At 64.0% G+C, this 13,659-nt stretch carries 10 protein-coding genes; 6 read left to right on the plus strand and 4 right to left on the minus strand.

The genetic code is table 11. The annotated features are described in order from the left end of the window. Positions 1–14: 14 nt before the first annotated feature. Positions 15–2,225, plus strand: coding sequence for a polyphosphate kinase 1 (gene ppk1, locus OUY36_RS03125; RefSeq protein ID WP_267936745.1), 2,211 nt, complete (start codon positions 15–17; stop codon positions 2,223–2,225). An 88-nt stretch (positions 2,226–2,313) separates the two neighbouring features. Here the strand turns inward: ppk1 and ppx are convergent, their stop codons facing one another. Next, complete coding sequence (ppx, locus tag OUY36_RS03130; protein WP_110778205.1) at positions 2,314–3,816, minus strand: exopolyphosphatase; 1,503 nt, start codon at positions 3,814–3,816, stop codon at positions 2,314–2,316. 181 nt (positions 3,817–3,997) lie between these two features. On the opposite strand from ppx, the gene trxA reads away from it, so the two are divergent. The 4 genes from trxA (at position 3,998) to OUY36_RS03150 (ending at position 8,452) form a co-directional block, all read left to right on the plus strand. Further along, positions 3,998–4,324 carry a thioredoxin TrxA gene (gene trxA / locus OUY36_RS03135; RefSeq protein ID WP_003283463.1) on the plus strand — a complete coding sequence of 109 codons (327 nt, stop codon included), beginning with the start codon at positions 3,998–4,000 and terminating at the stop codon, positions 4,322–4,324. Between the two features lie 233 nt (positions 4,325–4,557). Next, positions 4,558–5,817 carry a transcription termination factor Rho gene (gene rho / locus OUY36_RS03140; RefSeq protein ID WP_003295563.1) on the plus strand — a complete coding sequence of 420 codons (1,260 nt, stop codon included), beginning with the start codon at positions 4,558–4,560 and terminating at the stop codon, positions 5,815–5,817. Positions 5,818–5,940: 123 nt separating this feature from the next. Continuing rightward, complete coding sequence (ubiD, locus tag OUY36_RS03145; protein WP_161611802.1) at positions 5,941–7,407, plus strand: 4-hydroxy-3-polyprenylbenzoate decarboxylase; 1,467 nt, start codon at positions 5,941–5,943, stop codon at positions 7,405–7,407. A 73-nt stretch (positions 7,408–7,480) separates the two neighbouring features. Next, on the plus strand, positions 7,481–8,452 hold the full coding sequence (locus tag OUY36_RS03150) for a CDP-6-deoxy-delta-3,4-glucoseen reductase (protein WP_063539606.1): 972 nt from the start codon (positions 7,481–7,483) through the stop codon (positions 8,450–8,452). A 52-nt stretch (positions 8,453–8,504) separates the two neighbouring features. Here the strand turns inward: OUY36_RS03150 and OUY36_RS03155 are convergent, their stop codons facing one another. The 3 genes from OUY36_RS03155 to OUY36_RS03165 all read right to left on the minus strand — a co-directional run bounded on the left by OUY36_RS03155 (position 8,505) and on the right by OUY36_RS03165 (position 13,248). Then, positions 8,505–9,170, minus strand: a complete 666-nt coding sequence (locus tag OUY36_RS03155; protein WP_161611801.1) for an SPOR domain-containing protein — start codon at positions 9,168–9,170, stop codon at positions 8,505–8,507. Further along, on the minus strand, positions 9,171–10,910 hold the full coding sequence (gene argS, locus OUY36_RS03160; protein ID WP_161611800.1) for an arginine--tRNA ligase: 1,740 nt from the start codon (positions 10,908–10,910) through the stop codon (positions 9,171–9,173). 115 nt (positions 10,911–11,025) lie between these two features. Continuing rightward, a complete protein-coding gene (locus OUY36_RS03165) occupies positions 11,026–13,248 on the minus strand; it encodes a primosomal protein N' (protein ID WP_161611799.1) in 2,223 nt (740 codons plus the stop codon). Positions 13,249–13,444: 196 nt separating this feature from the next. On the opposite strand from OUY36_RS03165, the gene rpmE reads away from it, so the two are divergent. Then, positions 13,445–13,657, plus strand: coding sequence for a 50S ribosomal protein L31 (rpmE, locus tag OUY36_RS03170; RefSeq protein ID WP_003301052.1), 213 nt, complete (start codon positions 13,445–13,447; stop codon positions 13,655–13,657). Positions 13,658–13,659 lie beyond the last annotated feature (2 nt).

Raw genomic sequence — 13,659 nt, forward strand, 5'->3', positions numbered from 1 at the left:
TTCGAGGCAAAGCGATGATCAACCAGGGACTCAGCGAAAAGGATCTGCAGGACGCCGTGGTCAGCGAGATGCTGGAACCGGCCGCGCCCGAGGTGGCGGTGCCTGCGCCGGCGGAGGCGATCGAAGAGACGCCGGTTGCGCCGGTGACCAATCTGGATGACAGCGCACTGTATATCCACCGCGAGCTTTCCCAGCTGCAGTTCAATATCCGCGTGCTGGAACAGGCGCTGGACGAGTCCTATCCGCTACTGGAGCGGCTGAAGTTCCTGCTGATCTTCTCCAGCAACCTCGACGAGTTCTTCGAGATTCGCGTTGCCGGGTTGAAGAAGCGCGTCACCTTCGCCCGCGAGCAGGCCGGCGCCGATGGTCTGCAGCCGCATCAGGCGCTGGCGCGCATTTCCGAGCTGGTGCATGAGCAGGTCGACCGCCAGTACGCGATCCTAAACGACGTGCTGCTGCCGGCGCTGGCCGAACACCAGATCCGTTTCATTCGCCGCCGGCACTGGACGGCCAAGCTCAAGGCATGGGTGCGCCGCTACTTCCGTGACGAGATCGCACCGATCGTCACGCCGATCGGGCTCGATCCGACCCACCCGTTTCCGCTGCTGGTGAACAAGAGCCTGAACTTCATCGTCGAGCTCGAAGGTGTCGATGCCTTCGGTCGTGACTCCGGTCTGGCGATCATTCCGGCGCCACGTCTGTTGCCGCGGGTGATCCGCGTGCCGGAGTCGGTCGGCGGTGCGGGCGACAACTTCGTCTTCCTCTCCTCGATGATCCACGCGCACGCCGACGATCTGTTCCATGGCATGCGGGTCAAGGGCTGCTACCAGTTCCGTCTGACTCGTAACGCCGACCTCTCGGTGGACACCGAGGACGTCGAGGACCTGGCCCGCGCGCTGCGTGGCGAGCTGATCTCCCGTCGTTACGGTGATGCCGTGCGTCTCGAGGTGGCCGATACCTGTCCGCAACACCTGGCGGACTTCCTGCTCAAGCAATTCAGCCTCGGCGAGAACGAAATGTACCGGGTCAACGGCCCGGTCAACCTGACCCGACTGTTCAGTATCACCGGCCTGGACAGCCACCCGGAGCTGCAATACAGCCCGTTCACCCCGTCGATTCCGAAGCTTCTGCAGAACAGCGACAAGATCTTCAGTGTGATCAACAAGCAGGACATCCTGCTGCTGCACCCCTTCGAGTCCTTCACGCCGGTGGTCGACCTGCTGCGCGAGGCGGCCAAGGACCCCTGCGTGCTGGCGATCAAGCAGACGCTGTACCGCTCCGGGGCCAACTCCGAGATCGTCGATGCGCTGGTGGATGCGGCGCGCAGCGGCAAGGAGGTCACCGCGGTGATCGAACTGCGCGCCCGCTTCGACGAGGAATCCAACCTGCAGCTGGCGAGCCGTCTGCAACAGGCCGGTGCGGTGGTGATCTACGGCGTGGTCGGCTACAAGACCCACGCCAAGATGATGCTGATCCTGCGCCGCGAGAACGGCGAACTGTGCCGTTACGCGCACCTGGGCACCGGCAACTACCACGCCGCCAACGCGCGGCTGTACACGGACTACAGCCTGCTGACCTCGGACGATGCGCTCTGCGAGGACGTCTCCAAGCTGTTCAGCCAGCTGATCGGCATGGGCAAGACCATGCGCATGAAGAAGCTGCTGCATGCGCCGTTCACGCTGAAGAAGACGCTGCTCGACCTGATCGCCCAGGAAACCCAGCACGCCGCCGAAGGCAAGCCGGCGCACATCATCCTGAAGATCAACGCGCTGACCGACCCGAAGATGATCAAGGCGCTGTACAAGGCCAGCCAGACCGGCGTGCGTGTCGATCTCATCGTGCGCGGCATGTGCTGCCTGCGGCCGGGCATCGCCGGGGTGTCGCACAACATCCATGTGCGCTCGATCATCGGCCGCTTTCTCGAGCACAGCCGGGTGTTCTATTTCCAGAACGATGGCGACGAGAAGCTCTATCTCTCCAGTGCGGACTGGATGGAGCGCAATCTCGATCGGCGGGTGGAAACCTGCTTCCCGGTCGAGGGCAAGAAGCTGGTGACGCGGGTGAAGAAGGAGCTGGAGGGCTTCCTCAGCGACAACACCCAGAGCTGGATCCTGCAGCCTGACGGCAGCTACGTGCGCAACAGCCCGACCGGCAACCAGAACGCGCGCAACGTGCAGAGCACCTTGCTCGATCGCCTCACCGGGCCGCAGGTCGGGACGCGCTGAGGTCGCCGCTCGTTCCAGGCACGGCACCGGTACCGGCCCGGTTGGTGCGACACACCTGAATCGACAAGGGCCCCTGCGGGCCCTTGTTTCATTTCATGCGCAGTTCGTAACCCACCCGTGCGAGCCAGGCGGCTTCCGCCTCGAAGTCGGCGCGGGTCAGCGGGTTGGCGTTCAGCCAGTCGGGCGGGAAGATCAGCTCGAGACTGCGCTCGGCCGGCTTGAGCTGCACATCGGAGACCGCGTTCGCGCCGCGGATATGATGAAACAGGATCGCGAAGCGCAGCAGGATGCACAGGCGCACCAGGGCGTCGGCGTCGGCACCGAGTTCGCCGAACTTGTCCTGTGGGATGTTGCGCCGGTGGCCGCGCACCAGTAGCGCCAGCATCAGCTGGTCCTGGCGCGAGAAACCGGGTAGATCGGAGTGCTCGATCAGGTAGGCGCCGTGCTTGTGGTAGTGGTAGTGGGCGATGTCCAGGCCCACTTCGTGCACCCGTGCTGCCCAGGCGAGCAGCTCGCGGTGCCAGTCCTGATCGAGGTTCCAGGCTTCGGCCACCTGATCGAAAGCCTCCAGCGCCTTGGCCTCGACCCGTGCGGCCTGCTCCATGTCGACGTGATAACGCTCCATCAGGAAGCTCAGCGAGCGATCACGAATGTCCTCGTCGTGATGGCGGCCCAGCAGGTCATAGAGCACCCCTTCGCGCAGGGCACCCTCGGAATGGGTCATGCTGCTGATCTCCAGAGCATCGAAGATCGCCTCGAGAATCGCCAGGCCAGCGGGAAACACGCCGCGGCGATCGGGCTTGACGCCGTCGATATCGATCTTGTCCACCTCGCCGAGCTTGAACAGCTTGCGCTTGAGCCAGCCGATACCTTCGACGTTGGCCTCACCGTTGCCCATGCCGCCGCTCTTGATCGCCAGCCCGACGGCGCGGATGGTGCCGGATGCGCCGATCGACTCCTGCCAGCCGAGCCGGCGCAGGCCATGCTCGATGCCCATCAGCTCGACCCGCGCCGCGGTGTAGGCCTGAGCGTAGCGTGCCGGGGTGATCTTGCCGTCACGGAAGAAACGCTGGGTGTAGCTCACGCAGCCCATCTGCAGGCTTTCGCGCAGCTGCGATTCGAAGCCTTCGCCGATGATGAACTCGGTACTGCCACCGCCGATATCGGCTACCAGCCGCCGGCCCGAACCGCTCGGGATGGTGTGCGACACGCCCAGATAGATCAGGCGCGCCTCTTCGCGGCCGGAGATGACTTCCACCTGATGGTTGATGATCTCTTCGGCGCGGCGGATGAAGGTGGCGCGATTGCGCGCCTCACGCAGCGCGTTGGTGCCGACGATGCGTACGGCGCCCTGCGGCAGATGATTGACCAGCTGGGCAAAGCGCCGCAGGCAGTCGAGTCCGCGCTGCATGGCGGCTTCGTCGAGCAAGCGGTTTTCGTCGATCCCGGCGGCCAGCTGGACCTTTTCTCCGAGACGTTCAAGGATGCGCATTTCGCCATTGCTGGTGCGCGCGAGCACCATGTGAAAACTGTTCGAGCCCAGATCCAGGGCAGCGATCATGGGAAAGGTCTCGGCGGTGTTCTGGCGCATTGGGCAGTCTCGATGCAAAACCCCGACATCCTGACATGATCGCCCCGATCCGCCAACGCAGTCTTCGCTGCAGCAGAGCCTCTGATCGGCTGCTCGTAGCCCGCTGGCGGGTCTGCGGCTTTCGATCCGTCCGCAGTAGGGCTATGATGGCGACCTTTCTGTCCGACCCTGGAGAAAATCCATGAGCGAATACATCAACAATGTCAGCGACAGCAGTTTCGAGCAGGACGTCCTCCAGGCCGACGGTCCCGTGCTGGTCGACTACTGGGCTGAGTGGTGCGGCCCGTGCAAGATGATCGCGCCGGTACTCGACGAGATCGCCAAGGATTACGAAGGCCGCCTGAAGGTCTGCAAGTTGAACATCGACGAGAATCAGGAAACTCCGCCGAAGTACGGCGTGCGCGGTATCCCGACGCTGATGCTGTTCAAGAACGGTAACGTCGAAGCGACCAAGGTCGGTGCACTGTCCAAGTCGCAATTGGCTGCCTTCCTCGACAGCAATATCTGAGTACGACGAAGATCGCCTCCAAAGCCCTCGCACTTGCGGGGGCTTTTTTCTTCGGCAGGGTGGACGCTTCGCCTGCACGGTGCTAAATTCGGCCTCGCGACGCTTTCTTCCGTCGCCCTCTGCATGCCGTCGCCGACGCACTTCAGCCTCATAAAGCACAACGAGCCTCGTTCGTCTCCTGCTGCGCGGCTTCTCAAGCTAATCGCTTTCTACATCCTTCCTGATCTCTTTCTATGAATCTGACCGAACTCAAGCAAAAGCCCATCACCGAACTGCTGGAAATGGCCGAACAGATGGGCATCGACAACATGGCCCGTTCGCGCAAGCAGGACGTGATTTTCTCCCTGCTGAAAAAGCACGCGAAAAGCGGCGAGGAAATCTCCGGTGATGGCGTGCTGGAGATTCTCCAGGACGGTTTCGGCTTCCTGCGCTCCGCGGATTCTTCCTATCTGGCCGGCCCGGACGACATCTATGTGTCGCCCAGCCAGATCCGCCGCTTCAATCTGCGCACCGGTGACACCATCATCGGCAAGATCCGCCCGCCCAAGGAAGGCGAGCGTTACTTCGCCCTGCTCAAGGTCGACTCGATCAACTACGATCGACCGGAGAACGCGAAGAACAAGATCCTCTTCGAGAACCTGACCCCGCTGTTCGCCAACCAGCGCCTGAAGATGGAAGCCGGCAACGGTTCCACCGAAGACCTCACCGGCCGCGTAATCGACCTCTGCGCACCGATCGGCAAGGGCCAGCGTGGCCTGATCGTCGCACCGCCGAAGGCGGGCAAGACGATCATGCTGCAGAACATCGCCAGCAACATCACCCGCAACAACCCCGAGTGCCACCTGATCGTTCTGCTGATCGACGAGCGCCCGGAAGAAGTGACCGAGATGCAGCGCACCGTGCGCGGCGAAGTGGTTGCCTCCACCTTCGACGAGCCGCCGACCCGCCACGTGCAGGTCGCCGAGATGGTGATCGAGAAGGCCAAGCGCCTGGTCGAGCACAAGAAGGACGTAGTCATCCTGCTCGACTCCATCACTCGTCTGGCGCGCGCCTACAACACCGTGATCCCGAGCTCCGGCAAGGTGCTGACCGGTGGTGTCGACGCCCACGCCCTGGAGAAGCCCAAGCGCTTCTTCGGCGCCGCGCGCAACATCGAGGAGGGCGGCTCGCTGACCATCCTCGCCACCGCGCTGGTGGAAACCGGCTCGAAGATGGACGAGGTGATCTACGAGGAATTCAAGGGCACCGGCAACCTCGAACTGCAGCTGGATCGCCGCATCGCCGAGAAGCGTGTGTTCCCGGCTATCAACATCAACCGCTCCGGCACCCGCCGCGAGGAGTTGCTGACCGCCGAGGACGAGCTGCAGCGCATCTGGATCCTGCGCAAGCTGCTTCACCCGATGGACGAGATCGCCGCCATCGAGTTCCTCCTCGACAAGCTCAAGGACACCAAGACCAACGACGAATTCTTCATGTCCATGAAGCGCAAGTAAGCGACTCGTCGTTGCCAACAAGGCCGGGGAAACCCGGCCTTTGTCTGTCTGCAGATTTTGGAAAACCCGATGCCGGCGCTAAACTTTGCGCCCCGACCCTGCCGGCCCATGCGAGGCTCAAGCATGCAGTATCGCGATCTGCGCGACTTTATCAGCGGCCTGGAAAAACGCGGTGAGCTCAAGCGCGTCACGGCTGCCGTCTCCCCCGTGCTGGAAATGACCGAAATCTGCGACCGCACCTTGCGTAAGCAAGGTCCGGCGTTGCTCTTCGAAAATCCGACCGGTTTCGACATGCCGGTGCTCGGCAATCTGTTCGGCACGCCGGGGCGGGTGGCACTGGGCATGGGCGCCGAGGATGTCTCCGAGCTGCGCGAGATCGGCAAGCTACTGGCCTTTCTCAAGGAGCCGGAGCCGCCGAAGGGCCTGAAGGACGCCTGGAGCAAGCTGCCGATCTACAAGAAGGTCATCAGCATGGCGCCCAAGGTACTCAAGGACGCGCCCTGCCAGGAAGTGATCCTCGAAGGTGACGACGTCGACCTGGCGAAGATTCCGGTGCAGCATTGCTGGCCGGGTGACGCCGCGCCGCTGATCACCTGGGGCCTGACTATCACTAAGGGCCCGAACAAGGAACGGCAGAACCTCGGCATCTACCGGCAGCAGGTCATCGGCCGCAACAAGGTCATCATGCGCTGGTTGAGCCACCGTGGCGGTGCGCTGGATTTCCGCGAGTGGTGCGAGAAGTACCCGGATCGGCCGTACCCGGTGGCGGTGGCGCTGGGTGCCGATCCTGCGACCATTCTCGGCGCGGTCACGCCGGTACCCGATACGCTGTCCGAATATGCCTTTGCCGGCCTGCTGCGCGGCTCGCGCACCGAGCTGGTCAAGGCGGTCGGCTCCGAGCTGCAGGTGCCGGCGTACGCCGAGATCGTCCTCGAGGGACATATCCATCCGGGTGAGATGGCCGACGAAGGACCCTACGGCGATCACACCGGCTACTACAACGAGGTGGATCGCTTCCCGGTGTTCACCGTCGAGCGCATCACCCACCGCAAGAATCCGATCTACCACAGCACCTACACCGGACGTCCGCCGGATGAGCCGGCGATTCTCGGTGTGGCACTGAACGAGGTGTTCGTGCCGATCCTGCAGAAGCAGTTCCCGGAGATCGTCGACTTCTATCTGCCGCCCGAAGGTTGTTCCTACCGCATGGCGGTGGTGACCATGAAGAAGCAGTATCCTGGCCACGCCAAGCGAGTGATGCTTGGTGTCTGGTCGTTCCTGCGCCAGTTCATGTACACCAAGTTCGTCATCGTCACCGACGAGGATATCAATGCCCGCGACTGGAACGACGTGATCTGGGCCATTACCACGCGCATGGACCCCAAGCGCGACACGGTGATGATCGACAACACGCCGATCGACTACCTGGATTTTGCATCGCCGATCTCCGGGCTGGGCTCGAAGATGGGCCTGGATGCGACGCACAAGTGGCCGGGCGAAACCAACCGCGAATGGGGGCGGGCCATCGTTCAGGACCCGGCCGTCAAGCAGCGGGTCGATGAACTCTGGTCGCAGCTGGGTATCGACTGACATAACCGAAGAGGCGGGCCCGAGCCTGCCCGAAGCCTTGACGGGTTCTCCCGTTCACAGAAAAGACGTGCAGATGAAAGTGACCTTGCAGCCCTCCGGCGCCGTGCTCGATGTGCGCCCCGGCGAACGCCTACTCGATGCAGCCAAGCGGCTGGGCTACGAATGCCCGCAGAGCTGCCGCAATGGCAATTGCCATATCTGTGCCTCGCTGCTGGTCGAGGGCCGCGTGCGCCAGGACGGCGAGGTGCGCGACCACGGCGAGCTGCTGGCCTGCCTGGCCGAGCCGCTGGAAGACTGTGTGTTGCTCTGGGATGGCGTGCTGGCGCCCGGCGAACTACCGGTGCGCGAGCTGAGCTGCCAGCTCAGTGACTACGAAGAGGTGGGTGGTGACGTGGTGCGCCTGCGCCTGCGCCTGCCGGCCGGGCGTCAGCCGCGTTATCACGCCGGTCAGTATCTGTTGCTGCAGCGCGAGGATGGCGAGTGGTCGGCTTTTTCGCTGGCCTCGGCGCCGGGCAGTGGCCGCGAGCTGGAGCTGCACGTGTTGGCTCGCGAGGAATCCGCTATCGAGTTGTTGGCCTTCCTGCGTCGCCAGGGCTTCGCTCGGATCCAGATGCCCTTCGGCGACACGCACCTGGCCGAACTGCCGGAGGGTCCGCTGGTACTGATCGCCGCCGGCACTGGCATGGCGCAGATGCACAGCCTGATCGAGTACTGCCGCGCTGCTGGTTTTCAGCATCCGGTGCATCTGTACTGGGGGGTGCGGCGACCGGAAGACTTCTATCGACTGCCGCACTGGGAGGAGTGGCAGAGCATGAGCAACCTGCATCTGCACCGTGTGGTCAGCGATGTCTGCGGCTGGGAAGGGCGCTGCGGGATGTTGCACGAGGCGATTCGCGAAGACTTCAGCGATCTCAAGCCGCTGCATATCTATGCCAGCGGCTCGCCCTCGATGGTTTACGGCACTCTGGATGCGCTGGTAGAGGCGGGAATGGACCCGCATCAGATGCGCGCCGATGTCTTCGCCTACGCGCCGCGGGAAAGCTGAGCAGGGTTTCTCGGTTCAATTGAAAACGCCGGGTCATGCCCGGCGTTTTCATTTAGCGCGTCTGTCGTTGCTGTAACAGCAGGTTCTTGTAGCCGCTTGCTCCAAGGGTCTTCTGCGCTGCATTGAGTTGTTCGCGGCTGCTGAACGGGCCGACCAGCACACGGTACCAGGGCTCGTCGCGAACCTTGACGCTTTCCACCCGCACATCCTGGCCGAGCAGGATGATCTGCGCGCGCACCCGGTCGGCCTCTGCCTGTTGGCGGAACGAGCCGGCCTGCAGGAAGAACTGCGTCACCGGTGCCTTGGCGACGGTCGGTGGTGGCGGTGGCACCTGGCCGTTGAGCGCGGCCTGGGCGCGTGCCTCGTCGATCTTCGCCGCTTCTTCGGCTGTGACCGGCGCAGTCGGCGGTTCAGGCTGTTTGGTTTCCGGCGGCAGAATCACTTCGGATTCGGGCAGTAAGGTATAGAAATCGTACTTCGGCTTGGGTGGCTGCTCGTTGGCGGGCGCACGCTTGGGTTGCTCCTTGATCGCAGTCTTGGGCGCGTCCTTGTTGCGTTTGACCTCCTCGCCGCCCGGCTCGAGGCTCATCAGGAACATGATGAAGCCGCCGATGACCAGACCGCAGACCAGCCAGATCCAGCCAGGCACGGGCTGCTTGGCCGGCGCCTGATAACGGCTGGCGCCTCGTTTGGGCGCGGCTTTCTTCCTTGCTGCCACTTACATGCGCTCCAGTGGTTCCAGGCCGAGCAGTTCCAGGCCCTGCTTGAGGGTGCGGCCGGTCAGGGCGGCCAGACGCAGGCGGCTCTGCTTTTGCGCATCCTGTTCGGCGCTGAGAATCGGGCAGTGCTCGTAGAAACTGGAGAACAACCCGGCCAGGTCGTAGAGGTAAGCGCACAGCAGGTGCGGTTCGCCTTTCTCGCCGACGCTGTTCAGCACTTCGCCGAACTGGGCGAGCCTGGCGGCCAAGGCGAGCTCCTGCTCGGCGTCCAGTTCGATCTGCCCGCTGATCTCGTCGATACCCTTGCCCAGCTTGCGGAACACGCTGGCCACGCGGGTGTAGGCATAGAGCAGGTAGGGTGCGGTGTTGCCTTCGAAGCTCAGCATCAGTTCGAAGTTGAAGCGATAGTCGCTGGTGCGATGCTTGGACAGGTCGGCGTACTTGACCGCGCTGATGCCCACCGCGCGGGCGATCTGGCGCAGCTCGGCTTCGTCGAGATCCGGGTTCTTGCCCTTGACCAGGGCATAGGCGCGCTGCTCGGCTTCGTCGAGCAGGTCGATCAGCTTGACCGTGCCGCCATCGCGGGTCTTGAACGGGCGGCCGTCGGCGCCGTTCATGGTGCCGAAGCCCATGTGCTCGAGCTGCATGCCTTCATGGACGAAGCCTGCTCGGCGGGCCACTTCGAAGGCCATCTGGAAATGCAGGGCCTGGCGCTGGTCGACGAAATATAACACGCGGTCGGCGTGCAGCTGCTGGCTGCGATAGCGCATGGCGGCCAGGTCAGTGGTGGCGTAGAGATAGCCTCCGCCGGCCTTCTGCACGATCACCGGCAGCGGGTTGCCTTCGGCATTCTTGAATTCATCGAGGAAGACGCACTGGGCGCCATTATCTTCGGTCAGCAGGCCCTTCTCGCGCAGGGCCTCGACGATGTCCGCCAGGTCGGCGTTGTAGGCGCTTTCGCCCTTGACGTCAGCCGGGGTCAGCTTGACGTTGAGACGGTCATAGATCTTCTGGCAGTGCGACAGCGAGATATCGTTGAAGCGCGTCCACAGGCTCAGGCACTGGTCATCGCCCGCCTGCAGTTTGACCACCAGTTCACGGGCGCGATTGGCGAACTCGGGTGACTCGTCGAAGCGCTGCTTGGCGGCGCGGTAGAACTGCTCGAGATCGGCTAGCTCGCTTTCCGCGGCGGCCGGCTTCTCTTCGAGATAGGCCAGCAGCATGCCGAACTGGGTACCCCAGTCGCCAACGTGGTTCTGCCGGATCACCTCGTCGCCGAGGAACTCCAGCACCCGGCCAACCGCATCGCCGATGATGGTCGAGCGCAGGTGGCCGACGTGCATCTCCTTGGCCAGGTTCGGCGAGGACAGGTCGATCACCACACGCTGCTTAACGCTCGCCTTGTGCACCGCAAGTTGCGCATCGGCCAGCGCAGCTTCGAGGCGCTGGGCCAGGGCGTCGCTGTTCTGGAAGAAGTTGAGAAAGCCCGGGCCGGCAATCTCGACCTTGCTGATCTGCGCGTCCTGCGGCAGTGCGGCGATGAGCTTCTCGGCCAGGTCGCGCGGCTTCATGCCGGCTGGCTTGGCCAGCATCATGGCGATGTTGCTGGCGAAGTCGCCGTGACTCTTGTCCTTGGTGTTTTCCACCTGGATCGCGGGCGTCAGTCCCTCCGGCAGCACGCCCTCGCTGGTCAGGCGAACAAGGGCTTGCTGGATCAGGTGGCGAATGCTGTCTTTCATGGTCGGCTCGGTCCGCAGGAAGTGCGCGAAAACCCGGCATTATCGGGGCGTGATGGGTGTGGCTTCAAGCCGTGCGGTTCGCGCCGCCGGAAAGTCATGCTTTCCGAAGGCACAATCAGAACAGATCGATCGGGTCGACATCCAGGCTCCAGCGCACGGCGCGTCCGCCGGGCAGCTGCTCGAGCAGTGGCACCCAGGCATCCATCAGGCGATGCAGGGCCGCGCGGGCGTTGCCCTGCAGCAGCAGCTGCGCCCGGTAGCGCCCGGCGCGACGCTCCATCGGCGCCGGCACCGGACCGAGCAGCTCGATGCCGCTGAGCTGCAGCTGCCCGAGCGTCTGCTCCGCCAGCGTGCAGGCTTCGTCGAGGAAGGCCTCGGCCTGGCCGGGCTTCTGCGCTTCGGCGCGCAGCAATGCCAGATGGCTGAAGGGCGGCAGGCCGGCGGCGCGACGTTCGGACAGCGCCTGCTCGGCGAAGGCGAAATAGCCCTGGTCGGTCAGCTGCACCAGCAGCGGGTGGTCGGCCAGGTGCGTCTGGATGATCACCTTGCCCGGTTCCTCCGCGCGTCCGGCGCGCCCAGCGACCTGCACGATCAACTGGGCCATCCGCTCGCTGGCGCGAAAATCGGCAGAAAACAGCCCGCCGTCGGCGTCGAGAATCGCCACCAGCGTGACGCGCGGAAAATGGTGCCCCTTGGCGAGCATCTGGGTGCCGACCAACAGGCAGGGCTCGCCACGGTTGATGGTGGTGAACATCTTTTCCATCGCGCCCTTGCGCGCGGTGCTGTCGCGGTCGATGCGCAGCACCGGGTAATCGGGGAACAGGACGCCGAGCCGCTCTTCGGCGCGCTCGGTCCCGGCGCCGACCGGACGCAGGTCTACCTTGCCGCAGTCGGGGCAGTTGCGCGGCGGCCGCTCGACGTGCCCGCAGTGGTGGCAGCGCAGTTCGTTGTGCCGTTGGTGTAGGGTCATGCGTGCATCGCAGCGCGGGCACTGGCTGAGCCAGCCGCAGTCGTGGCAAAGCAAAGTCGGGGCGAAGCCACGGCGGTTGAGATAGACCAGTACTTGCTGGCCGGCTGCGAGCGTCTGGCCGATGGCCTGTTGCAGCGGGCCGGATATGCCAGCGTCCAGGGGGCGACTCTTTACGTCCAACCGCAGGAAACGCGGCTGCTGGGCATTGCCGGCGCGCTGGCTCAGCTTGAGCAGCGCGTAGCGGCCGCTGTGGGCGTTGTGCAGGCTCTCCAGCGAGGGCGTTGCCGAGCCGAGCACGATCGGCAGGTTTTCCTGGCGGGCACGGACCAGCGCGAGATCGCGGGCGTGATAGCGCAGGCCTTCCTGCTGTTTATAGGAGGCGTCATGTTCCTCGTCGATGATGATCAGGCCGGGATTCTTCATCGGCGTGAACAGGGCCGAGCGGGTGCCGATGATGATGTCCGCCTCACCATCGCGGGCCGCCAGCCAGGCATCGAGCCGCTCGCGATCGTTGATGTTGGAGTGCAGCAGCGCGATCCGCGCATTGAAACGCTGCTCGAAGCGGGCCAGTGTCTGTGGGCCGAGGTTGATCTCCGGGATCAGCACCAGGGCCTGCTTGCCGGCTGCGAGCACGCGATGGATCAGCTGCAGATAGACTTCGGTCTTGCCGCTGCCGGTGACGCCGGCCAGCAGAAAGGCCCGAAAGCTGCCGAGACCGGCGCTGACTGCTTCGAAGGCGGCGCGTTGTTGCGCATTCAGCGTCAGCTCGGCCTGCAGCAGCCAGCTACCACTGTGCTGTCGCGCTGGGCTGCTGCGGCGCGGCTCGACCCTTACCAGGCCCTTCTCCAGCAGTAGGTCGAGGCTGTCCTTGTTCAGCTGCAGCTTGCCGATAAGGGCGCGGGGCAGGCCGTGGGCATGCTGCGCGATGATCTTCAGGGCTTCGCGCTGACGCGGGGCGCGGGCCAGTCGCGGATCGTCCGGGCTGGCACCTTCTACCAGGCGCCAGTAGCGTTCCAGGCGCGCTTCGGCCGGTTCGCCCTGGCGCAACAGCACCGGCAATGCCCAGCTCAGGGTGTCTCCGAGGCTGTGCTGGTAATACTGAGCGGTCCACAGGCAGAGCTTGAACAGGGGGAGCGGCAGTGGCGGCTTGCTATCCAGCAGCTCGAGCGCAGGCTTGAGTTTTTCCAGAGGCACTTCGCTCTGGTCGCTCAGCTCCACCAGCGCACCGATGACCTCGCGCCGGCCGAACGGCACGCGCAGGCGCATGCCCGGCTGCAGCGAGTCGGGAGCTACGCCATGTGGTGGCAGGTAGTCGAACAGGCGGCGCAGCGGCGAAGGCAGCGCCAGGCGGAGGATGCAGGAGGGCACGCGGTGATCCCTTGATAATGAGCGCCGATGGTAAACGATCGCGGCGCTCGGCGCCGTCCGATAGCGCGTCCGGAGGCGCCGGAACGTCGGTCGCCTGCGCTTGCATCAGCTTTGTGCTCTGGTATGATTCGCGCCCTACTTCGTGCGGTACTCGACATAGGGTCGGGTGGCGGCACGCAATCCTAGAGGATTCACCATGAAAGCCGATATCCATCCGAACTACGTCGAAATCGAAGCCACCTGCAGCTGTGGCAACGTCATCAAGACCCGCTCCACGCTGGGCAAGAACCTGAACATCGACGTGTGCTCCGAGTGCCACCCGTTCTATACCGGCAAGCAGAAGGTGCTGGATACCGGCGGCCGTATCGATCGCTTCAAGCAGCGTTTCGGTGTGTTCGGCGCCAAGTAAGC

This window comes from Stutzerimonas sp. R40042 (assembly GCF_026642215.1).
GTDB lineage: Bacteria > Pseudomonadota > Gammaproteobacteria > Pseudomonadales > Pseudomonadaceae > Stutzerimonas > Stutzerimonas frequens.